This is a genomic window from Burkholderia seminalis, assembly GCF_001718535.1.
Lineage (GTDB): Bacteria > Pseudomonadota > Gammaproteobacteria > Burkholderiales > Burkholderiaceae > Burkholderia > Burkholderia seminalis.
Genome location: NZ_CP013398.1, coordinates 388,094 through 408,663, shown reverse-complemented (window position 1 = coordinate 408,663; position 20,570 = coordinate 388,094). Strand labels below are relative to the sequence as shown.

Annotated in this window: 27 protein-coding genes and 1 riboswitch; all 27 genes read right to left on the bottom strand. The window is 67.8% G+C overall.

Annotated features, from left to right (window positions below; translation table 11 throughout):
* Positions 1-18: 18 nt before the first annotated feature.
* Complete coding sequence (gene tatA / locus WJ12_RS01865) at positions 19-249, bottom strand: Sec-independent protein translocase subunit TatA (protein ID WP_034183658.1); 231 nt, start codon at positions 247-249, stop codon at positions 19-21.
* A gap of 93 nt (positions 250-342) precedes the next feature.
* Positions 343-708 (bottom strand): histidine triad nucleotide-binding protein, encoded by a 366-nt coding sequence (locus WJ12_RS01860; RefSeq protein ID WP_034189810.1) that lies wholly within the window; start codon positions 706-708, stop codon positions 343-345.
* A 31-nt stretch (positions 709-739) separates the two neighbouring features.
* The gene (locus WJ12_RS01855; protein ID WP_034189811.1) at positions 740-1,132 is read right to left on the bottom strand and encodes a DUF4870 family protein; all 393 of its coding nucleotides are present in this window, start codon (positions 1,130-1,132) and stop codon (positions 740-742) included.
* A gap of 71 nt (positions 1,133-1,203) precedes the next feature.
* Positions 1,204-1,569 carry a phosphoribosyl-ATP diphosphatase gene (locus WJ12_RS01850; protein WP_034189812.1) on the bottom strand — a complete coding sequence of 122 codons (366 nt, stop codon included), beginning with the start codon at positions 1,567-1,569 and terminating at the stop codon, positions 1,204-1,206.
* Positions 1,566-1,982, bottom strand: coding sequence for a phosphoribosyl-AMP cyclohydrolase (gene hisI / locus WJ12_RS01845; RefSeq protein WP_034189813.1), 417 nt, complete (start codon positions 1,980-1,982; stop codon positions 1,566-1,568). The genes WJ12_RS01850 and hisI overlap by 4 nt, the downstream gene beginning before the upstream one ends.
* On the bottom strand, positions 1,982-2,755 hold the full coding sequence (gene hisF, locus WJ12_RS01840) for an imidazole glycerol phosphate synthase subunit HisF (RefSeq protein ID WP_011350732.1): 774 nt from the start codon (positions 2,753-2,755) through the stop codon (positions 1,982-1,984). Before hisF ends, hisI begins: the two co-directional genes overlap by 1 nt.
* A 104-nt stretch (positions 2,756-2,859) precedes the next feature.
* The gene (gene hisA / locus WJ12_RS01835) at positions 2,860-3,615 is read right to left on the bottom strand and encodes a 1-(5-phosphoribosyl)-5-[(5-phosphoribosylamino)methylideneamino]imidazole-4-carboxamide isomerase (RefSeq protein WP_034189814.1); all 756 of its coding nucleotides are present in this window, start codon (positions 3,613-3,615) and stop codon (positions 2,860-2,862) included.
* Positions 3,616-3,778: 163 nt separating this feature from the next.
* Positions 3,779-4,420, bottom strand: coding sequence for an imidazole glycerol phosphate synthase subunit HisH (gene hisH / locus WJ12_RS01830; protein ID WP_034189815.1), 642 nt, complete (start codon positions 4,418-4,420; stop codon positions 3,779-3,781).
* Complete coding sequence (locus WJ12_RS01825; protein ID WP_049032488.1) at positions 4,417-5,037, bottom strand: YchE family NAAT transporter; 621 nt, start codon at positions 5,035-5,037, stop codon at positions 4,417-4,419. The genes hisH and WJ12_RS01825 overlap by 4 nt, the downstream gene beginning before the upstream one ends.
* Before the next feature lie 62 nt (positions 5,038-5,099).
* Positions 5,100-5,687, bottom strand: coding sequence for an imidazoleglycerol-phosphate dehydratase HisB (gene hisB, locus WJ12_RS01820; RefSeq protein WP_006477126.1), 588 nt, complete (start codon positions 5,685-5,687; stop codon positions 5,100-5,102).
* Positions 5,688-5,752: 65 nt separating this feature from the next.
* Complete coding sequence (hisC, locus tag WJ12_RS01815) at positions 5,753-6,826, bottom strand: histidinol-phosphate transaminase (RefSeq protein WP_059557076.1); 1,074 nt, start codon at positions 6,824-6,826, stop codon at positions 5,753-5,755.
* Positions 6,827-6,973: 147 nt separating this feature from the next.
* Entirely contained in the window at positions 6,974-8,290 is a 1,317-nt protein-coding gene (hisD, locus tag WJ12_RS01810; RefSeq protein WP_034189818.1) for a histidinol dehydrogenase, read from the bottom strand.
* Positions 8,291-8,314: 24 nt separating this feature from the next.
* The gene (gene hisG / locus WJ12_RS01805) at positions 8,315-8,968 is read right to left on the bottom strand and encodes an ATP phosphoribosyltransferase (RefSeq protein ID WP_012327780.1); all 654 of its coding nucleotides are present in this window, start codon (positions 8,966-8,968) and stop codon (positions 8,315-8,317) included.
* Positions 8,965-10,314 carry a UDP-N-acetylglucosamine 1-carboxyvinyltransferase gene (gene murA / locus WJ12_RS01800; RefSeq protein ID WP_034189819.1) on the bottom strand — a complete coding sequence of 450 codons (1,350 nt, stop codon included), beginning with the start codon at positions 10,312-10,314 and terminating at the stop codon, positions 8,965-8,967. Before murA ends, hisG begins: the two co-directional genes overlap by 4 nt.
* A gap of 14 nt (positions 10,315-10,328) precedes the next feature.
* On the bottom strand, positions 10,329-10,568 hold the full coding sequence (locus tag WJ12_RS01795; RefSeq protein WP_006477131.1) for a BolA family protein: 240 nt from the start codon (positions 10,566-10,568) through the stop codon (positions 10,329-10,331).
* Between the two features lie 56 nt (positions 10,569-10,624).
* Positions 10,625-11,455, bottom strand: a complete 831-nt coding sequence (locus WJ12_RS01790) for an ABC transporter permease (protein ID WP_226104016.1) — start codon at positions 11,453-11,455, stop codon at positions 10,625-10,627.
* Positions 11,452-12,378, bottom strand: coding sequence for an ABC transporter ATP-binding protein (locus WJ12_RS01785; RefSeq protein ID WP_034189820.1), 927 nt, complete (start codon positions 12,376-12,378; stop codon positions 11,452-11,454). The genes WJ12_RS01790 and WJ12_RS01785 overlap by 4 nt, the downstream gene beginning before the upstream one ends.
* Positions 12,379-12,570: 192 nt before the next feature.
* On the bottom strand, positions 12,571-12,846 hold the full coding sequence (locus tag WJ12_RS01780) for an STAS domain-containing protein (RefSeq protein ID WP_034189821.1): 276 nt from the start codon (positions 12,844-12,846) through the stop codon (positions 12,571-12,573).
* Entirely contained in the window at positions 12,843-13,472 is a 630-nt protein-coding gene (locus tag WJ12_RS01775) for an MlaC/ttg2D family ABC transporter substrate-binding protein (protein WP_034189861.1), read from the bottom strand. The genes WJ12_RS01780 and WJ12_RS01775 overlap by 4 nt, the downstream gene beginning before the upstream one ends.
* A 111-nt stretch (positions 13,473-13,583) precedes the next feature.
* A complete protein-coding gene (locus WJ12_RS01770; protein ID WP_059557092.1) occupies positions 13,584-14,540 on the bottom strand; it encodes an MlaA family lipoprotein in 957 nt (318 codons plus the stop codon).
* A gap of 31 nt (positions 14,541-14,571) precedes the next feature.
* The gene (gene mlaD, locus WJ12_RS01765; RefSeq protein ID WP_034189822.1) at positions 14,572-15,132 is read right to left on the bottom strand and encodes an outer membrane lipid asymmetry maintenance protein MlaD; all 561 of its coding nucleotides are present in this window, start codon (positions 15,130-15,132) and stop codon (positions 14,572-14,574) included.
* 24 nt (positions 15,133-15,156) lie between these two features.
* Positions 15,157-15,924 carry a lipid asymmetry maintenance ABC transporter permease subunit MlaE gene (mlaE, locus tag WJ12_RS01760; protein WP_034189823.1) on the bottom strand — a complete coding sequence of 256 codons (768 nt, stop codon included), beginning with the start codon at positions 15,922-15,924 and terminating at the stop codon, positions 15,157-15,159.
* Entirely contained in the window at positions 15,921-16,742 is an 822-nt protein-coding gene (locus WJ12_RS01755; RefSeq protein ID WP_006477138.1) for an ABC transporter ATP-binding protein, read from the bottom strand. Before WJ12_RS01755 ends, mlaE begins: the two co-directional genes overlap by 4 nt.
* A gap of 84 nt (positions 16,743-16,826) precedes the next feature.
* Positions 16,827-17,951: a thiamine phosphate synthase gene (gene thiE, locus WJ12_RS01750; RefSeq protein WP_063896717.1), complete on the bottom strand. Its 1,125-nt coding sequence runs from the start codon at positions 17,949-17,951 to the stop codon at positions 16,827-16,829.
* Positions 17,948-18,763 carry a thiazole synthase gene (locus WJ12_RS01745; protein WP_034189825.1) on the bottom strand — a complete coding sequence of 272 codons (816 nt, stop codon included), beginning with the start codon at positions 18,761-18,763 and terminating at the stop codon, positions 17,948-17,950. Before WJ12_RS01745 ends, thiE begins: the two co-directional genes overlap by 4 nt.
* A 38-nt stretch (positions 18,764-18,801) precedes the next feature.
* The gene (thiS, locus tag WJ12_RS01740) at positions 18,802-18,999 is read right to left on the bottom strand and encodes a sulfur carrier protein ThiS (RefSeq protein ID WP_027783340.1); all 198 of its coding nucleotides are present in this window, start codon (positions 18,997-18,999) and stop codon (positions 18,802-18,804) included.
* A 32-nt stretch (positions 19,000-19,031) separates the two neighbouring features.
* Positions 19,032-20,168 (bottom strand): FAD-dependent oxidoreductase, encoded by a 1,137-nt coding sequence (locus WJ12_RS01735; protein WP_059557075.1) that lies wholly within the window; start codon positions 20,166-20,168, stop codon positions 19,032-19,034.
* A gap of 225 nt (positions 20,169-20,393) precedes the next feature.
* Positions 20,394-20,517, bottom strand: a riboswitch (TPP riboswitch).
* Positions 20,518-20,570 lie beyond the last annotated feature (53 nt).

Here is a 20,570-nt window from a genome sequence, read left to right as displayed (position 1 = left end):
CCTGTCAGCGGGCCGGCGTTACGCCTTGTTCGAATCGGAACGCGTCGTTTCCTTCGCGTTGACGTCGACCGAGCCGGAGCGCGGCAGCTGCTGCGCGTCGGCCGGCGTTTCGCCTTCCTTCATGCCGTCCTTGAAACCCTTCACGGCGCTGCCGAGATCGTTGCCGATGTTGCGCAGCTTCTTCGTACCGAAAACCAGCGCGACGATCAGCAGCACGATCAGCCAGTGCCAAATGCTCAATCCACCCATGATGAAACCTCTCCTCAACCACGCCGCCGGGCGGCGCAAATCGCCGGCGACGCGCCGGCTTCGACTATCGATGCGGGGAAACGCCCCGCGCCGTCAACCCATCCGCTGCCAGGGGCGCGGACCGGCCAGGATATGCGCGTGCAGGTGGTAGACCTCCTGCCCGCCGCCCGGGCCCGTATTGATCACCGTGCGAAAACCGGTCTCGCCGCCCGTGTACGCGACGCCGAGCTGGTCGGCAAGGCGCGCGACGAGCAGCATCAGCCGGCCGAGCATCGGCGCATCATCCGCGCTCGCCGCCGACAGCGTCGGCAGGTGCCGGCGCGGAATCACGAGCACGTGCGTCTCGGCCGCCGGGCGGATGTCGCGGAACGCGACGAATTCGTCGTCCTCGTGCACCTTCGTGCTCGGGATCTCGCCTGCCGCGATCTTGCAGAACAGGCAATTCGGATCGTGACTCATGTTGCTCCTGCGAAACGCCCGCGCGCGCCGGTCAGAACCACGCCTGCGGATCGAGCGTCTTGTTGTCGTTCAGGTACAGCCAACCCTTGATGATACGGTACAGCGTCCAAATCCACGTGACAAACATCACTGCGAATCCGACCACGACGAATGCCAGCGCGAACCCGATGACGTACGCGATCAGCGCGCGCCAGAACGTGCGGATCTGCCACTCGAAATGGTCGGCATACGGCGTGCCGGCCACGTCCCCGCGCTTCACGTAGTTGATGATGATCGCGATGATGCCCGTGACGCCGCCCGTCAGCCAGTGAAATGCATAAAGACCGTAGAGCACGTGAGTCAGCGTGCGCAGCCCGTTCAGGCGCTCGGCATCCGCCGCCCCCGGCACCGCGGGCGTCGGAAACTGGTTCGACGTATCGTTCATGATGCTACCCCCGTAAGATGACAATTCTTACAGCTTACCGCACTGCTGCCACCGCGGCGGGACGATGCGCATCAGCCGCCGTTTTCCTCGCGCTCGCGGCGCTTGCGCAGCGCCTTTTCCTCGATGCCCGACAGCCCTTCGCGGCGCTCGAGTTCGGCGATCACGTCGGCCGGGCTCAGCTCGAAGTGCGACAGCATCACGAGGCAGTGGAACCACAGGTCGGCCACCTCGCCGACGAGCGCGCTCGGCGCGCCGCCCTGGCGCACGTCCTTCGCGGCCAGCACGACTTCCGTCGCCTCTTCGCCGATCTTCTTCAGCACCGCGTCGTCGCCCTTGTGGAACAGGCGCGATACGTACGATTGATCGGGGTCGCCGCCCTTGCGGCTATCGATCACGGCCGCGAGGCGCAGCAGCGTGTCTTCGGTCGATTGCGTCATTTGTAGATGTGTTCGGGATCTTTCAGCACCGGTTCGACCGCGACCCAGTCGCCGTGGTCGACGGTGCCCTCGAATTTCTGGAAAAAGCACGAATGCCGGCCGGTGTGGCACGCGATGCCCGATACCTGCTCGACCTTCAGCAGCACGACGTCCTCGTCGCAGTCGAGCCGCACCTCGTGCACGTGCTGCACGTGGCCCGACTCCTCGCCCTTGAACCACAACCGCTTGCGCGAGCGCGAATAGTAGACCGCGCGCTGCGTCTCGATCGTCTTCGCCAGTGCCTCGCGGTTCATCCACGCGAACATCAGCACGTCGTTCGTCGCTGCTTCCTGCGCGATCACCGGCACGAGGCCGTTGTCGTCCCAGCGGACCTTGTCGAGCCACGCGGGCAGGGATTTCGTTTCCGTATTCATTACAGCCTCACCGGGATGCCCTGGTCGGCCATGAAGCGCTTCGCCTCGCCGACCGTGTGCTCGCCGTAGTGGAAGATGCTCGCGGCCAGCACCGCGTCGGCGCGGCCGTCCTTGATGCCGTCTGCCAGATGCTGCAGCGAACCGACGCCGCCCGATGCGATCACCGGCACCGGCACCGCGTCCGACACGCCGCGCGTGAGCGCGAGGTCGAAGCCCGACTTGGTGCCGTCGCGGTCCATGCTCGTGAGCAGGATCTCGCCCGCGCCGAGCTCGGCCATCTTGCGCGCCCATTCGATCGCGTCGAGGCCCGTGTTCTTGCGGCCGCCGTGCGTGAAGACTTCCCAGCGCGGCGTCTCGCCGTCGGCCGACACGCGCTTCGCGTCGATCGCGACGACGATGCACTGCGAGCCGTACTTGTCGGCCGCATCGCGCACGAGCTGCGGGTTCGCGACCGCCGACGAATTCATGCTGACCTTGTCCGCGCCCGCGTTCAGCAGACGCCGCACGTCCTCGACCGCGCGCACGCCGCCGCCGACGGTCAGCGGAATGAAGACCTGCGACGCGACGGCTTCGATGATCGGCAGGATCAGGTCGCGCTGGTCGGACGTCGCGGTGATGTCGAGGAACGTCAGTTCGTCGGCGCCCTGGTCGTCGTAGCGGCGGGCGATTTCGACGGGATCGCCGGCATCGCGCAGCTCGACGAAGTTGACGCCCTTGACGACACGCCCGGCAGTCACGTCCAGGCAGGGGATGATGCGTTTAGCTAGAGCCATGATGTTGCGCCAAATGCCGCGCTGGGACGGCCGGTTGCGGAAGCCTCGCACGAGACTTCCGGTCGGGGCCGCCTGCGGGCGGCCCCGGCGAACGGGAAACCGCGTTACGCGTTGTCGAGTTCGCCGTTCAGTTCGTCCGCGCGCCTTTGCGCGGCCGCGAAATCGAGATCGCCGGAGTAGATCGCGCGGCCGCAGATCACGCCTTCGACGCCGTGCTCTTCCACTTCGCACAGGTTCTCGATGTCCGTGAGGTTCGACAGGCCGCCGCTGGCGATCACCGGAATGCCGACCGCCTGCGCGAGCTTCACGGTCGCCTCGATGTTGATGCCCTGCAGCATTCCGTCGCGCCCGATGTCGGTATAGACGATCGATTCGACGCCGTAGTCCTCGAACTTCTTCGCGAGATCGACCACTTCGTGGCCGGTCAGCTTGCTCCAGCCGTCGGTCGCGACCTTGCCGTCCTTCGCGTCGAGCCCGACGATGATGCTGCCGGAGAACGCGGTGCACGCGTCCTGCAGGAAGCCCGGGTTCTTCACGGCCGCCGTGCCGATGATCACGTAGGACAGGCCCGCGTCGAGATACTTCTCGATCGTCTCGAGGCTGCGGATGCCGCCACCAAGCTGGACGGGGATTTCATCGCCGACTTCGTCGAGGATCGCTTCGATCGCCTCGAGATTCTTCGGCTTGCCGGCGAATGCGCCGTTCAGGTCGACCAGATGGAGCCGCCGGGCGCCGAGATCGACCCACTTGCGGGCCATCGCCGCCGGGTCCTCGGAAAAAATCGTGGCCTGGTCCATGTCGCCCTGTTTGAGGCGCACACACTGACCGTCTTTTAGATCGATGGCCGGAATCAGCAACATAGCAATCGGGTGTCGTCGTGGAAGAAGAAAAGAATCCGGCGCGTACCGGCCAATCCGGTACCGCGCCGTCTCGCTAGTTTAGTACAACTCTTTCGGCGCCTAGGCGCGCGAGCCCCGCAAGACGGGCCTCCGCGGCCCGTCGACTGTGGTTCGCGCACCACGTTCACGGTTTCCAGTGTACGAAGTTGCGGTACAGACGCAACCCGACCTCCGCGCTTTTCTCCGGGTGGAATTGGGTCGCGAAGAGGTTGTCCCGCGCGACCGCGGACGTAAACGGCGCACCATATGCCGTTTCGCCGACCGTATGTGCCGGGTTGTCCGGCGTCACGTAGTAGCTGTGCACGAAGTAGAAATACGCGTCGTCGGGCACGCCGTCCCACAGCGGGTGCGGCTGCGACTGGCGCACGCGGTTCCAGCCCATCTGCGGCACCTTGAAGCGCGAGCCGTCGTCCTGCACGCGGCCGTCGAGCTCGAAGCGCACGACCTTGCCGGGCAACAGGCCGAGGCCCTTCGTGTCGCCTTCCGCGCTCCAGTCGAACAGCATCTGCTCGCCGACGCACACGCCGAGCAGCGGCTTCGTGCGCGACGCCTCGATCACGGCCTCCTGCAGGCCCGATTCGCCGAGGCAGCGCATGCAGTCGGGCATCGCGCCCTGGCCGGGCAGCACGACGCGGTCGGCCGCGCGAATCGCGGCCGGCGTGTCGACGATCGCCACGTCGGCGGCCGGTTCGGCCTTCTTGAGCGCCTGCGCGACCGAGCGCAGGTTGCCCATCCCATAATCCACAATCGCAATCGAAGTTTTCATCTCAGTGCAGGCAGTAGCGCCCTCAGTCCATTGACGATGAATTCCACCGCCAGCGCCGACAGCATCAGACCCATCAGCCGCGTGGCGATGTTGATGCCCGTGCGGCCGATCCAGTTCGCGATCGGCTCGGCGAGCCGCATCGCGACGAAACACAGAAAAGCCAGGACCGCGCCGATCGCGACCAGCCCGGCCTGTTCATACCAGTGATGCGCGTTCGCCGCATAGATGATCACCGTGCTGATCGAGCCGGGGCCCGTGAGCAGCGGAATCGCCAGCGGCACGACCGCGATGTTGTCCTTCAGCTCGGCTTCGTGGCGCTCTTCCGGCGTCGATCGCGTGTTGCCGATCTGCGCGTTCAGCATGTTGATCGCCATCAGCAGCATGATGATCCCGCCGCCCACTTCGAGCGACCCGACCGAAATGCCGAAGAAGTTGATGATCTGCTGCCCGAGCAGCGCGGTCACCGTCATCACGCAGAATACCGACACCGATGCGATCCGGATCGTGCGACGCCGCTCGCCGTCCGTCTGCTGCGCCGTCAGGCTCAGGAAGAACGGCACCGCGCCGACCGGGTTGATCAGCGCCAGCAGCGAAATGAACGATTTGAGCAGATCCATCGCAAGCCGGCGCCGCGCGCCGAAGCCGTGAGGTTGTCCTTAGCGTCCGCCCATCCGGACGATCAGAGGCTGCCTTTCGTCGACGGAATCTGCCCCGCCGCACGCTCGTCGAGCTCCACCGCCGCGCGCAGCGCACGGCCGAAGGCCTTGAACACCGTCTCGAGCTGATGGTGCGCGTTGATCCCGCGCAGGTTGTCGATGTGCAGCGTGACGCCCGCGTGGTTCACGAAACCGCGGAAGAACTCGATCGACAGGTCGACGTCGAACGTGCCGATCCGCGCACGCGTGAACGGCACGTGGAATTCGAGGCCCGGCCGGCCGGAGAAGTCGATCACGACGCGCGACAGCGCCTCGTCGAGCGGCACGTACGAATGGCCGTAGCGGCGGATGCCCTTCCGGTCGCCGATCGCCTTCGCGACGGCCTGACCGAGCGTGATGCCGACATCCTCGACCGTGTGGTGGTCGTCGATATGCGTGTCGCCATGCGCTTCGACCTCGAGATCGACCAGACCATGCCGCGCGATCTGGTCGAGCATATGGTCGAGAAACGGCACGCCGGTGGCCAGCTTCTGCTGGCCGGTGCCGTCGAGATCGAGCTTCACACGGATCTGCGTTTCGCTGGTATTGCGAACGACTTCCGCCACACGCATGGCAATTCCTTGATTGAGTCTGAGGTAAATGGGGATTGATCGTCGCGCGCCGCCGCGCCCTGGGCTCAACCGGGCAGCGCGAGTTTCAAGGCGGCCAGCAGGCGGGCGTTTTCGTCGGGAGAACCGACGGTCAGCCGCACGCATTCGGCCAGCAATGGATGCATTTTACTCACGTTTTTGACCAGCACCCGTTCGGTGAGCAGCGCATCGAACACGGCGGCCGCGTCCGGCACGCGCACCAGCAGGAAATTGCCGGCGCTCGGGAACACCGTCGTGCCCGGCAGCGCGGCCACGGCCTGCGCGAGACGCGTGCGTTCCGCGCGCAGTTCGGCCGCCTGCGCATCGAGCACGTCGAGGTGGTCGAGCAGGAAATCGACGGTCGCCTGGGTCAGCACGTTGATGTTGTACGGCGGGCGCACCTTGTCGAATTCGGTCAGCCACGCGTGCCGCCCGACGAGATAGCCGAGGCGGATGCCCGCGAGACCGAGCTTCGACACCGTGCGCATCACGACGACGTTGTCGAATTCGGCGGCGCGCGGCAGCCACGAGCGCTCGGCGAACGGCTGGTACGCCTCGTCGATCACGATCAGGCTGTGCCGCGCGGCGGCAATGATCCGTTCGACGTCGGCATCGTCGTACAGCGTGCCGGTCGGGTTGTTCGGGTACGCGAGATAGACGATCGCGGGCCGGTGCCCGGCGATCGCCGCGAGCATCGCGTCGACGTCGAGCGTCAGGTCGGCCTGCAGCGGCACGCCGACGAATTCGAGCTGCGCGAGCTTCGCCGACAGCTCGTACATCACGAAACCCGGCACCGGCGCGAGCACCTTCGCGCCCGGCTGCGCGCACGCGACCGAGATCATGCTGATGATTTCGTCGGAACCGTTGCCGAGCAGCACGTCGCAACCGGCCGGCACGCCCATCGCGTGGCGCAGCTTGTCGAGCAGCGCGGCCGGGCGCGGCGCCGGGTAGCGGTTCAGCGCGACCTGCGCGAGACGCTCGCCGAGCGCCGCCGCCAGCGGTTCGGGCAGCGGATACGGATTCTCCATCGCGTCGAGCTTCACGAACCCGCTCGCGTCGGGCACCGGATAGCTCGTCATCGCGAGCACGTCGCGGCGGATGATGTCTTGTGGCGTCGTCATGGTCTCAAGCCGGCGTGCGTCGCGCCGGCATCAAATGGTCGGCAAGGCGGCGGCTGCCGCCCTGCACTGGTCTCCAGCCGCGCTCCGCGGTGCGGCCGGCGCCGGCGCATCGGCGCCCGCCCCGGCTCGGCCCCGCGTGGTGCGTGGTCAGCCCTTCATCCGGAACTCGGCGCTCTTCGCGTGCGCCTGCAGCCCTTCGCCGTACGCGAGCTCGGAGGCGATCTCGCCGAGGGTCTGCGCGCCTTCCGCGCTGACCTCGATCAGGCTCGAACGCTTGATGAAGTCGTACACGCCTAGCGGCGACGAGAAACGCGCGGTGCGCGACGTCGGCAGCACGTGGTTCGGCCCCGCGCAGTAGTCGCCGAGGCTTTCGCTCGTGTAGCGGCCGAGGAAGATCGCGCCTGCGTGGCGGATCTGCTGGCCCCATTGCTGCGGTTCCAGTGCCGAGATTTCGAGGTGCTCGGGCGCGATGTCGTTCGCGATCCGGCACGCTTCGGCCATGTCGCGCACCTTGATCAGCGCGCCGCGCCCTTCGAGCGATGCGCGGATCACGTCCCGGCGCGGCATCGACGGCAGCAGCTCGTCGATCGCCTTCTCGACACGGTCGAGGAACGCGCCGTCCGGGCACAGCAGGATCGACTGCGCGAGCTCGTCGTGCTCGGCCTGCGAGAACAGGTCCATCGCGACCCAGTTCGGATCGGTCGTGCCGTCGCACAGCACGAGGATTTCCGACGGCCCGGCGATCATGTCGATACCGACCGTGCCGAACACGCGGCGCTTCGCCGACGCGACGTACGCATTGCCGGGGCCGCAGATCTTGTCGACGGCCGGCACCGTCGCCGTGCCGTACGCGAGCGCGCCGACCGCCTGCGCGCCGCCGATCGTGAACACGCGGTCGACGCCGCCGAGCAGCGCCGCGGCGAGCACGAGGTCGTTCTTCACGCCGTCCGGCGTCGGCACGACCATCACGATCTCGCCGACGCCCGCGACGCGCGCGGGAATTGCGTTCATCAGCACCGACGACGGATACGCGGCCTTGCCGCCCGGCACGTACAGGCCGACGCGGTCGAGCGGCGTGACCTTCTGGCCGAGCACCGTGCCGTCGCTTTCCGTGTACTGCCAGCTATGCGTGCCGCACTCGATCTTCTGCTTCTCGTGGTACGCGCGCACACGCGCCGCGGCCGCTTCCAGCGCCGCGCGCGCCTTCGGCGCGAGACCGTCGAGCGCCGTCTGCAGCGCGTCCTGCGGCAGTTCGAGCGCGGCGACGCTGTTCGCGCTCAGCCGGTCGAAGCGGTTCGTGTACTCGAGCACCGCGGCGTCGCCGCGCGACTTCACGTCGGCGAGGATCTTCGCGACCGATTGCTCGATCGCTTCGTCTTCGCTTGCCTCGAACGCGAGCAACGCGCGCAGCGCGGCGCCGAAGCCTTCGTTCGTCGAATCGAGCTTGCGGATGGTGATGGACATGGGAGTTCCGTTACGGTGATGCGCTCAACCGCCATTCTGCGACGCGCGTTCGAACGCGTCGAGGATCGGCTTGAGCGCCGCGCGCTTCAACTTCAGCGCGGCCTGGTTCACGACGAGGCGCGACGAGATCGCCATGATCTCCTCGACCTCGACCAGATTGTTCGCCTTCAGCGTGCCGCCCGAGCTGACGAGGTCGACGATCGCGTCGGCCAGCCCGACCAGCGGCGCGAGCTCCATCGAGCCGTACAGCTTGATCAGGTCGACGTGCACGCCCTTCGCGGCGAAGTGTTCGCGCGCCGTTTCGACGTACTTCGTCGCGACGCGCAGGCGTGCGCCCTGGCGCACGGCGCTCGCGTAATCGAAGCCGGCCGACACCGCCACCGACATCCGGCAGCGCGCGATGTTCAGATCGATCGGCTGGTACAGGCCCGAGCCGCCGTGCTCGACCAGCACGTCCTTGCCGGCCACGCCGAAATCGGCCGCGCCGTATTCGACGTAGGTCGGCACGTCGCTCGCGCGCACGATGATCACGCGCAGGTCCGGGTTCGTCGTCGGCAGGATCAGCTTGCGCGACGTTTCCGGATCCTCGGTCACCTGCACGCCGGCCGCGGCGAGCAACGGCAGGGTTTCCTCGAAAATCCGGCCCTTCGACAGGGCGAGGGTCAGCGGCGCGGTCATGCTTGGCTCCCGGAAAGGCGGCGCACGTTCGCGCCGACGGCGGTCAGTTTGGCTTCCATGCGGTCGTAGCCGCGGTCCAGGTGATAGATCCGGTCGACGAGCGTTTCCCCGTCGGCGCGCAGCCCGGCGATCACGAGGCTCGCCGACGCACGCAGGTCGGTCGCCATCACGTTCGCGCCGGACAGCTTCTCGACGCCCGTCACGAGCGCGGTATTGCCGTCGATCGTGATGTTCGCGCCGAGCCGGTTCAGCTCCTGCACGTGCATGAAGCGGTTCTCGAAAATGGTTTCGACGACCTGCGCGGTGCCCGTCGCGACCGTATTGAGGGCCATGAACTGCGCCTGCATGTCGGTCGGGAACGCCGGGTATTCCGACGTGCGGATCGTCACGGCCGACGGGCGGCGGTCCATCTTCACGCGCAGCCAGCTGTCGCCTTCCTCGATCGACACGCCGGCTTCGCGCAGCTTGTCGATCACCGCGTCGAGAATGTGCGGGCGCACGCCCGTCAGCATCACGTCGCCGCCGGCCGCCGCGACCGCGCACAGGAACGTGCCGGCCTCGATGCGGTCGGGGATCACCGAATGGCGCGCGCCGTGCAGCCGCTCGACGCCCTGGATCACGAGGCGATCGGTACCGATACCGTCGATCTTCGCGCCCATCGCCACCAGCAGGTGGGCGAGATCGCTCACTTCCGGCTCGCGCGCGGCGTTTTCGATCACCGTCTCGCCGTCTGCCAGCGTCGCGGCCATCAGCAGGTTTTCCGTGCCCGTCACCGTGATCATGTCGGTCACGATGCGCGCGCCCTTCAGGCGCTTCGCGCGCGCTTCGATGAAGCCGTGCTCGATGCTGATCTCGGCGCCCATCGCCTGCAGCCCCTTGATGTGCTGGTCGACCGGACGCGCGCCGATCGCGCAGCCGCCCGGCAGCGACACCTTCGCCTCGCCGAAGCGCGCGAGCAGCGGTCCGAGCACGAGGATCGACGCGCGCATCGTCTTCACGAGTTCGTACGGCGCGACGAGGTTGTCGACGCGCGACGCGTCGAGCTGCACGCGGCAGCCGTCGGTCTCGCTCTTCACGCCCATCTGGTTCAGCACCTTCAGCGTGGTGCGCACGTCCTTCAGGTTCGGCACGTTGTCGAGATCGACCGGATCGGCGGTGAGCAGCCCCGCGCACAGGATCGGCAGTGCGGCGTTCTTCGCACCCGACACGACGATCTCGCCGGACAGACGGTTACCGCCTTCGATCACGAGCTTGTCCATCCCCTGTCCCTGCGATTCCCCGTTGGCGGCCGGGTGTGCCGTGGCGACGCTCTTGACGGCGTCGCGCTCGTTGACGGTGACTTGCACTCAGTGATTTCCGGTTATGCGTTCTGCCATTCGGCGGGCGTCAGCGTCTTCATGCTGAGCGCGTGGATTTCCTGCTTCATGCGATCGCCGAGCGCCGCATAGACGAGCTGGTGCCGCTGGATCGGCCGCTTGCCCTCGAAGGCCGCCGACACGATCGTCGCGAAGAAATGCTGGCCGTCGCCTTCGACTTCCAGATGCGTGCAGGCGAGACCGCCGGCGATGTATTGCTTGACCTGTTCGGGAGTCGGCAACATGGTGTAAGGCTCCTGTCGGCGGCGGCGCCCCGGGAGGCGGCCGCAGCCTGTCGATATCAATGACGCAGTTTGTAGCCGGTCGCGAGCAGCCGCATCGCGATCAGCGCGAGCAGCACGAAGAAACCGGTAACGATCGCGAGGCTCGCGAACGGGTTGATATCGGACGCGCCGAAGAACCCGAAACGAAAGCCGTCGATCATGTAGAAAAACGGATTGAGACGCGAGATCTCGCGCCACACGGGCGGCAGCGAGTGCGTCGAATAGAACACGCCCGACAGGAACGTCAGCGGCATGATCAGGAAGTTCTGGAACGCGGCGAGCTGGTCGAACTTCTCGGCCCAGATCCCGGCGATCAGGCCGAGCGTGCCGAGGATCGCCGAGCCGAGCAGCGCGAACGCAATGATGAACAGCGGCGCCGCGAAATGCATCGGGATAAACCAGATCGTCACGACGAACACGCCGGTGCCGACCGCGAGCCCGCGCACGACCGACGCGAGCACGTACGCGCCGAAGATGTCGCGGTACGACAGCGGCGGCAGCAGCATGAACACGAGGTTGCCGGTGATCTTCGACTGGATCAGCGACGACGAGCTGTTCGCGAACGCGTTCTGCAACACGCTCATCATCACGAGGCCCGGCACGAGAAAGCTCACGTACTCGACGCCCGGATACACCTCGACGCGGCCCGACAGCGCATGACCGAAGATCGTCAGGTACAGCAGCGCCGTGACGATCGGCGCGAGCACCGTCTGGAACGACACTTTCCAGAAACGCAGCAGTTCCTTGTAGACCAGCGTCCGGAAGCCGCTGCCCGGCACGCGCCGGGCCGTGCCCAGCGCCCCTTCGGCCGGCAGCGAACGCAGTTCGCGCGGGGATTGTTGATTCATGCCAGACCCTCGATCACCTCGGCCCCGTTCATCACCTGGACGAACACATCCTCGAGGTCGGCCTTGCGGACCTCGATCTCGTCGAACGTGCAGCCTGCCGCGCGGCATTGCGCGAGAATGCGTTCGACATCGTCGTAGCTCGTGAGACGCAGCAGGTGCTCGCCCGGCGCGCGCGCGGCGGGGTCGGTCTCCAGCCCGCGCAGCTCGGCCGGCAGCGCGCCCGTCGCGAGCCGCAGATAGAGCTGCAGCCCCGCGAAGCGGCGCAGCAGCGCGTCGGTGCGGTCGAGCGCGACCACCTCGCCCCGGCGCAGCATCGCGATGCGGTCGCACAGCGACTCGGCTTCCTCGAGGTAATGGGTGGTCAACACGATCGTGTGACCCTCGCGGTTCAGGCGCGAGATGAATTTCCACAGCGTCTGGCGCAATTCGACGTCGACGCCGGCGGTCGGCTCGTCGAGCACGATCACGGGCGGCCGGTGCACCAGCGCCTGCGCGACGAGCACGCGGCGCTTCATCCCGCCCGACAGCGCGCGCATGTTCGCGTCGGCCTTCTCGGTGAGGTCGAGATTGGCCATCACTTCGTCGATCCAGTCGTCGTTGCGGCGCAGCCCGAAATAGCCGGACTGGATCCGCAGCGTCTCGCGGACGGTGAAGAACGGGTCGAAGACGAGTTCCTGCGGGACGACACCCAGCGCGCGGCGCGCACCGCGGAAGTCCTTGACGACGTCGTGGCCGCGCACCGAGATACTGCCTTCGTCGGCCCGGGCGAGCCCGGCGAGGATACTGATGAGCGTGGTCTTGCCTGCGCCGTTGGGGCCGAGCAGACCGAAAAACTCGCCTTCCTCGACCGACAGGCTGACGCCCTTGAGCGCCTGAAGCGACTTGTAGCGCTTCTTGACGTGACGGATTTCTATGGCTGACATGACTGTGCGCGACGCCAGGGCCGCGACGCCTATTCTGTGCTTGCTGCGAAAGAAAATGGGGGCCGGACGCCGATTGGCTGCCCCGCAAAACGCTTGATTATAGGGCAAACCGGCTGGGGGAGCCGGCGCCGGAGGCGCGCGGCCTGACGCGTGCGCGCGCCGGCTGGCGCGGCAGGCCCCGGTCGGACGGGGTCAATGTCGCCCGGTGCCGTCGATGAGCGCGTCGACGCCGTAGGCGCGCGCGAGGCTGGCGAGCTTCGGCGGGAGATTGAGGATGTCGAGGGTCGCGCCGCGCGACATGGCGGCACGTTGCCATGCGAGCAGCACGGCGAGCGCGGACGAGTCGAACTGCGTCAGCGCCGCGCAATCGACGGCGGTGGCGCCCGCGCCGATGCGCGCAAGACCGTCCGCGAGCGCGGATTTCGCGCTCGCGACGGTCAGTGAGGAGCCGGCTTCGAAGCCGCTCACGACGCTTGCTTGCCGGCGGCAAGTTGCTGGTTGCGCTGCGTCAGGAACTGGATCAGGCCGTCCACGCCGCTTTGCTGGATCTTTTCGTTGAACTGCTGCTGGTACGTCTGGATCAGCCACGCGCCGAGCACGTTCAGGTCATACACCTTCCAGCCGTTCGCCGACTTGTACAGGCGGTAATCGATCTGGACCGGCTGGCCGTTGTTCATCGCGACCGTCTTGACCACGACATCGGTATCGGCCGGATCGGCGCGGAACGGCGGGTACTGGATCTGCTGGTCCGGCTTCAGCTGCGCCAGCGCGCCCGAGTACGTGCGGATCAGCAGCAGCTTGAACTGCTCCTGAACCTGCTGCTGCTGCTCGGCCGTTGCCGTGCGCCAGTTGCGGCCCATCGCGAGCTGCGTGGTGCGGCGGAAATCGGTGTACGGCAGGATGTCCTTGTTGACGATCGAGATGATGCGGTTGGTGTCGCCCTGCTTGATCGTCTGCTGCTTGACTTCGTCGAGCACCTGCTGCGTCGCCGTCTTGATCAGCGACTGCGGGTTCGACTGGTCGACTTGCGCGTGAGCCGCGCTGCCGAACGAGAACAGCGCCGCGAATACGGGGATCAGGAACAGTTTTTTCATCATAGTGACCTGCATGAATGAGTCGATGCGAAGGTTGGAGCAGGTAGCTTACGCGCAAGTTCGCGCACGCTACCGACTGAATCGTTTCCGGCTGTAACGAATGTAAATCCGTCAGTGCAGCCGGATGCTCGGGAAGCGGAACCCGCCCGGCGACGGCGGCGCCACCTGCATCGCCGGCACGTTCGTTTCGCTGGCCGGATTCGGTCCTTCGGCCGTGCCCGAGGCCGGCGCGGCAACCGCCGCGCCCGATGCCCCCGCCGGCGCGGTCGCGCCGCTCACCGCTGCCGCGCCCGCCGTACCGGCCGCCGCCGGTGCCGCGCCGTCGTCCGGCAGATCGTACTTCGGCAGCGCGTCGTTGCTCGACGTCGCGGCGGCCTCGCCGCGCGCGTTGCTGATCAGCATCTGGCGGCGCTGCAGGTACGCGTTGCGCACGAACGAATACTTGTCGAGCGCCGCGGCATCCAGCACGTCGCCCGCGCCGAGCAGGTTCGCACGCGTGTTGACGAGGTTGACGCCGAACAGGCCCCAGCTCAGGCCGTCCGGCTTCACGTAGGTAAGCGGATTGCCGACGTAGTCGACGCCGAGGCCGGCCGTGTCGCGCAGCGTGCTCGGGCCGAGCAGCGGCAGCACGAGGTACGGGCCCGACGGCATGCCGTAGCGGCCCATCGTGATCCCGAAATCGGCCGTGTGCTTCGGCAGCTTCGCGATCGTCGCGACGTCGAACAGGCCGCCGACGCCGAACACCGTGTTGATCACGACGCGCATGATGTCGCCGACGCCGTCCGCGATCCGCAGCTGCACGATGTTGTTCGCCGCGATGTAGACGTCGCCGATGTTCGAGAAGAAGTTCGTCACGCTGTCGCGCACCGGCTGCGGCACCACGTACTGGTAGCCCTTCGCGACCGGTTTCAGCGCGTAGGTGTCGACCGTGTCGTTGAACTTGTACATCGTCCGGTTGAAGCCCTCGAGCGGATCGCCCTTGGTCGGCGTCTGCACGGTCGCGCAGCCGCTCAACGCGGCGGCTGCCGCTATCGCCAGCGCGGCGTGCCTGATGCGGATCGTCTGCATGGTCATTACCCTCTTCTATTCTCTCGTGTGGTTATTGGGCCGCCGAACCGGACGCGGCGGACACCGCCGACGCCGGCACCGCCACCGGAGCCGGCGCAGCCGGCGCGCCGGCTGCCGGCTTCGCACCGCCCGCATCGGCGGCCTTGCTGTACAGGAACTGGCCGATCAGGTTCTCGAGCACGATCGCCGACTGCGTCATCGAGATCGTATCGCCCGACTTCAGCATTTCCGTGTCGCCGCCCGGATCGAGGCCGATGTATTGCTCGCCGAGCAGGCCCGACGTCAGGATCTTCGCCGACGAATCCTTCGGGAACGGGTACTGGCCGTCGATGTCGATCGTCACCAGCGCCTGGTACGTGTTCGTGTCGAAGCCGATCGACTTCACGCGGCCGACCACGACGCCGGCACTCTTCACGGCCGCGCGCGGCTTCAGCCCGCCGATATTGTCGAATTTCATCCGGACCGAGTAGGTCGGCTGAAACGACAGCGAGCTCATGTTGCCGACCTTCAGCGCCAGGAACAGCACCGCAAGGAAGCCCACCACCACGAACAGGCCGACCCAGAAGTCGAGAGCAGTCTTTTTCATCGTCATCCCAAAATTTGGCTTGGCTGAGGCTTAGCTGAACATCAGCGCGGTCAGCAGAAAATCGAGGCCGAGTACGGCGAGCGACGCGAACACAACCGTCTTGGTGGTCGCGCGCGACACGCCTTCGGGCGTGGGCTTCGCTTCATACCCCTGATACAGCGCAATGAAGGTCACGGCGAACCCGAACACGATGCTCTTCAGCACGCCGTTGCCGACGTCGGCCCAGACCTGGACCCCGCCCTGCATCTGCGACCAGAACGCGCCCGGATCGACGCCGATCAGCACGACGCCGACGAAGTAGCCGCCGAGCACGCCGACCGCGTTGAAGATCGCCGCGAGCAGCGGCATCGCGATGATGCCCGCCCACATGCGCGGCGCGATCACCGTCTTGATCGGGTCCACCGCCATCATTTCGAGCGCGGTGAGCTGCTCGCCGGCCTTCATCAGGCCGATCTCGGCCGTGAGCGACGTGCCCGCGCGGCCCGCGAACAGCAGCGCGGTGACGACCGGGCCGAGCTCGCGCACGAGCGACAGCGCGACCAGCAGGCCGAGCGCCTGCTCGGACCCGTAGCGGTTCAGCGTGTAATAGCCCTGCAGGCCGAGCACGAAGCCGACGAACAGCCCCGACACGGCAATGATCACGAACGAATAGTTGCCGAGGAAGTGGATCTGCTTCGTGACCAGCCGCGGCCGGCGCAGCAGCGGGAAGAATTGCAGCACGAGGCGCACGAACAGCCGCGTGCCGTAGCCCGCGCGCTCGAGGCCGCCGATGACGTAACGTCCGATCGCGCTGATCATGCGCGCCCTCCGCCGAGCCCGAAATCCGCTGCAAGCGGCGGGCTCGTGTAATGAAATTTGAACGGGCCGTCCGGCGCGCCGTCGATGAACTGCCGCACGCTCGGATCGGTCGACGCGCGCAGCTCGTCGGGCGTGCCCTGCGCGAGCACGCCGCCGTTGGCCAGAAAGTACACGTAGTCGGCGATCGCGAACGATTCCGGCACGTCGTGCGTGACGAGGATCGAGGTCGCGCCGAGCGCCTGGTTCAGCGTGCGGATCAGGTTCGCGGTGATGCCGAGCGAGATCGGGTCGAGGCCGGCGAACGGCTCGTCGTACATGATGAGCTGCGGATCGAGCGCGATCGCGCGGGCGAGCGCGATCCGGCGCGCCATCCCGCCCGACACCTCGGACGGCATCAGGTCGCGCGCGCCGCGCAGGCCGACCGCGTTGAGCTTCATCAGCACGAGGTCGCGGATCAGGTCTTCGGGCAGGTCGGTATGCTCGCGCAGCGCGAACGCGACGTTCTCGAACACCGACATGTCGGTAAACAACGCGCCGAACTGGAACAGCATGCCCATCTTGCGGCGCAGCGCGTACAGGCCGTCGCGCGTTTGCGCGCCGACGTCGGCGCCGTCGAACAGCACCTGGCCGCGGCGCGCGCGCACGAGGCCGCCAATCAGGCGCAGCACGGTGGTCTTGCCGCAACCCGAGCCGCCCATGACCGCGACGACCTGCCCGCGCCCGAAGCGCAGGTTCAGGTTGGACAGGACGAGGCGGTCGCCGTAGCCAAAGTCGACGTCGCGAAGTTCCAGCAGAGTCTCGGTAGGAGTGGGGCTCACGGAGCTGACAGTCCTTTTACGCAGAACGCCGAATTATAGGGCCTGCATTGGAATGATGTCGTGACGCCGTTCCGGGCCCGGCGGTCAATGATTGTCAAATTGTCCGGGAAAACATTGCTGCAGCGCAATAAGCGCCGTCCGATAATCGGCGGCGCCCGTGACCGCGCTGACCACCGCGACGCTACCGACGCCCGTCGCCAGCACGGCCGGCAGCGTGTCGAGCCCCACCCCGCCGATCGCGACGAGCGGCGCCCGCGCGCTGGCGAAGCGCGCGTAGCGGGCAATCCGCGCGAGGCCCTGGGGCGGCGCGGCGACGGCCTTCGTGGCGGTCGCGTAGACGGGGCCGAGCGCGAGGTAGCTCGGGCGCGCGTGCAACGCCCGCAACATCTCGTAATAACCGTGGCTCGAAAGTCCGAGCCGCAGGCCCGCGCGCGCGATCGCGGCCAGATCGGCCGTTTCGAGGTCCTCCTGACCCAGATGAACGCCGTACGCGCCTTCATCTACCGCGATCTGCCAGTGATCGTTGATGAACACGCGCGCATCGGGATAACGACGCCCCGCCGCGACCGCACGCGCGATTTCCCGGCGCAGCGCGTCCGGCGTCGCGCCTTTCACGCGCAGTTGCACGGTCCGCGCACCGCCCTCGAGCACGCGCTCGACCCACGCCGCGTCCGGCACGACCGGATAGAGGCCGAGTTGCGCGGGACACGGCGCGAATGCCGGCTCCGGCGCGGGCGGCAGCCCGGCGACACGCGGAAACCGCGCGGCATCGACCGGCCACGCGTCGGCGGCGCGCGTCTCGTCGCCGTCTTGCCACGCCAGCGCGAGCACCAGCGCGTCGACCGGCGCGAAACCGCAATCGAGGAAGGCGGCGAGCGCCGCGATCCAGTCGTCCGCGAGCGGATGCGCGGCTTCGAGCGCGTAACGCGCGCCCGCCGCATGCAGCACCGCGCCCTGCTCGTCGAATTCGATCGCGACCGCCTCCGGCGAGGCCGGCCGCGACGCGGCCGACGCGCGCGCCTGCGCGGTGCGGTCGCCGGCGGACACGATCAGCACGTCGCCGTCGGACGGCACGTCGGGCGCCGCCACGCAGAGCCGCCACGGCGCCGCGCCGTCCGGCCAGTCGCCGAGGCGGGCGCGAATCCGTTCGGCCGCTTCGGCCAGCTCGTCGGCCGGCGGCCAGAATGCGTCGGCGAAGCGCGCGCTCATGCGCCGCCCCCGTCCTGGTGCCAGAACGGCATCCCGACGACCGGCGTGCTCGCGTGCGCGGTCTCGCGTGCGTCCATCGGCCCGGCCAGGTACGCGGCGCGCCCCGCCTCGACGCCCTGCGCGAACGCGCGCGCCATGATCTCCGGGTGCGTGGCCTGCGACACGGCCGTGTTCAGCAGCACGCCGTCGAAGCCCCACTCCATCACCTGGCACGCGTGCGACGGCACGCCGAGCCCCGCATCGACGATCAGCGGCACGTCCGGCAGCCGCTCGCGCAGCACGCGCAGGCCGTACGGGTTCACGATGCCCTTGCCCGTGCCGATCGGCGCGCCCCACGGCATCAGCGCCTCGCAGCCGACGTCGAGCAGGCGCCGGCCGATCACGAGATCCTCGGTGCAGTACGGCAGCACCTTGAAGCCGTCCTTGACCAGTTGCGCGGCGGCCTCGATCAACCCGACCGGATCGGGCTGCAGCGTGTAGTCGTCGCCGATCAGCTCGAGCTTGATCCAGTCGGTGCCGAACACCTCGCGCGCCATGTGCGCGGTCGTCACGGCCTCGGCGACGGTCTGGCAGCCGGCCGTGTTCGGCAGCAGCGGCACCGCGTGGCGCTTGAGCAGGTCGAAGAAGCCGGCTTCTGCGGTGCCGCCCGTCATCTGGCGGCGCAGCGCGACCGTCACCATCCCGGGACGCGACGCGTCGATCGAATCGGACAGCGACTGCAGCGACGGATAACGCGACGTGCCGAGCAGCACGCGGCTTGCGAAGGTTTCGCCGTACAGCGTCAGCGCGTCGGCGGAGGTGAGGGACGTCATGTCGTTTTCCTGGAAGAGCGGGGACGAACCGGCGGCGCTCAGCCGCCCGCGACGGGGTGCACGACGTCGAGCTTGTCGCCCGCCGCGAGCGCGCGCGCCGCATGCTGCGTGCGCGCGACGAAATTGCCGTTCAGCGCGACCGCGTACGGCGGCCGCGCGCCGTACGCGGCGAGCGCGTCGGCCACCGTCGCGCCGTCGGGCAGCGTCAGGGTCTGTTGGTTGATCTGGATATCCATGAGGCTCGGTCGGATTCGGTCGGCGGCGCGCGTCAGGCCGGCTGGCGCGCGTCGCTGCGGTGATGAAGGAGCGTCGGCCAACGCGCGGCGTCGCGCCACGCGGCGAACGCGTCGGCATCGCCCAGCGCGCCGCCGAGCGCGGCTTGCGCGCACGCGACGGCTGCCTGCGCGACTTCCGGCGCAATCATGAAGCCGTGCCGGTACAGACCGTTGACGGCGAGTGTCGATGCGCCGTCCCAGATCACCGCCGGGCGGTGATCGGGCAGCGTCGGCCGGCACTGCGCGTTGAGTTCGAGAATGCGTGCCTCGCCGAACGCCGGATGCACGGAGAACGCCGCGCTCAGCAGTTCGAGCGCGGAGCGCACGCTGACGGGCGACATGTCCTCGCCCTCCACCTCGGTCGCGCCGATCACATAGAGATCGTCCTGCTTCGGCGCGATGTACAGCGGGTAGCGCGGATGCAGCAGCCGCACGGGCCGCGTGAGCCCGATGCCGGGCGCATGCACGCGCGCGACTTCGCCGCGGATGCCGCGCAGCGCGGGCAGCGCGGATTTCGCGCCGAGCCCGCGGCAATCGATCGTGAAATGCGCGGCGGGCAGGTTGGCATCGTCGATCGCGACGTGCCAGCGGAGATCGACGCCGCGTTCGGCGAGGCCGGCCGCCAGCGCGCGCAGCGCCTGGCGATTGTCGAGCTGCCCTTCGCGCGGCAGCAGCAGGCCGCGGGCGAAACGGCCCGCGAGCGTGGGCTCGGCCGCATCGACCTGCGCGCCGGCGAGCGTCACGAAACCGCCGTCGAGCAGGTCGGCCGGCGCGTTCGCGCGCACCCGCCGCTCGAACAGCGGCGCCTCCGCACGGTCCGCGTGGTGCCAGACGACGAGCGTGCCGTGATGCTGGAAAAAAACGGGTTCGGGCAGTTCCGCGAGCCATTGCGGCCAGCGTTCGAGCGACGCGGCGCCGAGCTCGGTGATCAGCCGTTCCGCGCTCGCCGCTTCCGCGAGCGGCGCGAGCATCGCGGCCGCGATCCAGGCAGCCGACTGCTCGCCGTCCGGGCCGCCGCGCTCGTACAGCGCGACGCGATGCCCGTCGCCCGCGAGCCGCCACGCGATCAGGCGGCCGACGAGGCCGCCGCCGAGCACCGCGAAATCGGGCCGTGCATCCTGGACGTTCATCGCGCGCCCTCCGCGCGAATACGCACGACGAGCGTCGACGCGCGCGCGCCGCCCCATGCGAACGCATGCGGCATCGGGGCGGGAATCAAGCAAAAGACTGAAGATTGTGCGGTCATCATTCCTTCCGTAACGCGCAATGCGCGTACCCAAAAGGACGAAACCGGCAGCAAAGGCCGGCCGGGCGGGACTCGGGCGCTGACCATATGGGATGGCGGCCAGCGCGGCCCGGCGGGATCAGAAACTTCCCTCGCCGGTATTACCCGGATCGGGTGCAAAGGGTTTTTCTCAGCCTCGCCGCGCCGCCCGGAACATCCGCCGGCCGCGCCACGAAGCACCCCTGTTTCGTCGTCGGCCATTAGACCATAAAAGCCGAAAGCGCCGCAAACTGTCCCCGTGGGGCAA

Coding starts and splice junctions, on each gene's coding strand:
- tatA (WP_034183658.1), bottom strand. CDS start 249: ATGGGTGGATTGAGCATTTGGCACTGGCTGATCGTGCTGCTGATCGTC.
- WJ12_RS01860 (WP_034189810.1), bottom strand. CDS start 708: ATGAGTCACGATCCGAATTGCCTGTTCTGCAAGATCGCGGCAGGCGAG.
- WJ12_RS01855 (WP_034189811.1), bottom strand. CDS start 1,132: ATGAACGATACGTCGAACCAGTTTCCGACGCCCGCGGTGCCGGGGGCG.
- WJ12_RS01850 (WP_034189812.1), bottom strand. CDS start 1,569: ATGACGCAATCGACCGAAGACACGCTGCTGCGCCTCGCGGCCGTGATC.
- hisI (WP_034189813.1), bottom strand. CDS start 1,982: ATGAATACGGAAACGAAATCCCTGCCCGCGTGGCTCGACAAGGTCCGC.
- hisF (WP_011350732.1), bottom strand. CDS start 2,755: ATGGCTCTAGCTAAACGCATCATCCCCTGCCTGGACGTGACTGCCGGG.
- hisA (WP_034189814.1), bottom strand. CDS start 3,615: ATGTTGCTGATTCCGGCCATCGATCTAAAAGACGGTCAGTGTGTGCGC.
- hisH (WP_034189815.1), bottom strand. CDS start 4,420: ATGAAAACTTCGATTGCGATTGTGGATTATGGGATGGGCAACCTGCGC.
- WJ12_RS01825 (WP_049032488.1), bottom strand. CDS start 5,037: ATGGATCTGCTCAAATCGTTCATTTCGCTGCTGGCGCTGATCAACCCG.
- hisB (WP_006477126.1), bottom strand. CDS start 5,687: ATGCGTGTGGCGGAAGTCGTTCGCAATACCAGCGAAACGCAGATCCGT.
- hisC (WP_059557076.1), bottom strand. CDS start 6,826: ATGACGACGCCACAAGACATCATCCGCCGCGACGTGCTCGCGATGACG.
- hisD (WP_034189818.1), bottom strand. CDS start 8,290: ATGTCCATCACCATCCGCAAGCTCGATTCGACGAACGAAGGCTTCGGC.
- hisG (WP_012327780.1), bottom strand. CDS start 8,968: ATGACCGCGCCGCTGACCCTCGCCCTGTCGAAGGGCCGGATTTTCGAG.
- WJ12_RS01795 (WP_006477131.1), bottom strand. CDS start 10,568: ATGTTGCCGACTCCCGAACAGGTCAAGCAATACATCGCCGGCGGTCTC.
- WJ12_RS01790 (WP_226104016.1), bottom strand. CDS start 11,455: ATGAATCAACAATCCCCGCGCGAACTGCGTTCGCTGCCGGCCGAAGGG.
- WJ12_RS01785 (WP_034189820.1), bottom strand. CDS start 12,378: ATGTCAGCCATAGAAATCCGTCACGTCAAGAAGCGCTACAAGTCGCTT.
- WJ12_RS01775 (WP_034189861.1), bottom strand. CDS start 13,472: ATGAAAAAACTGTTCCTGATCCCCGTATTCGCGGCGCTGTTCTCGTTC.
- WJ12_RS01770 (WP_059557092.1), bottom strand. CDS start 14,540: ATGCAGACGATCCGCATCAGGCACGCCGCGCTGGCGATAGCGGCAGCC.
- mlaD (WP_034189822.1), bottom strand. CDS start 15,132: ATGACGATGAAAAAGACTGCTCTCGACTTCTGGGTCGGCCTGTTCGTG.
- mlaE (WP_034189823.1), bottom strand. CDS start 15,924: ATGATCAGCGCGATCGGACGTTACGTCATCGGCGGCCTCGAGCGCGCG.
- thiE (WP_063896717.1), bottom strand. CDS start 17,951: ATGAGCGCGCGCTTCGCCGACGCATTCTGGCCGCCGGCCGACGAGCTG.
- WJ12_RS01745 (WP_034189825.1), bottom strand. CDS start 18,763: ATGACGTCCCTCACCTCCGCCGACGCGCTGACGCTGTACGGCGAAACC.
- thiS (WP_027783340.1), bottom strand. CDS start 18,999: ATGGATATCCAGATCAACCAACAGACCCTGACGCTGCCCGACGGCGCG.
- WJ12_RS01735 (WP_059557075.1), bottom strand. CDS start 20,168: ATGAACGTCCAGGATGCACGGCCCGATTTCGCGGTGCTCGGCGGCGGC.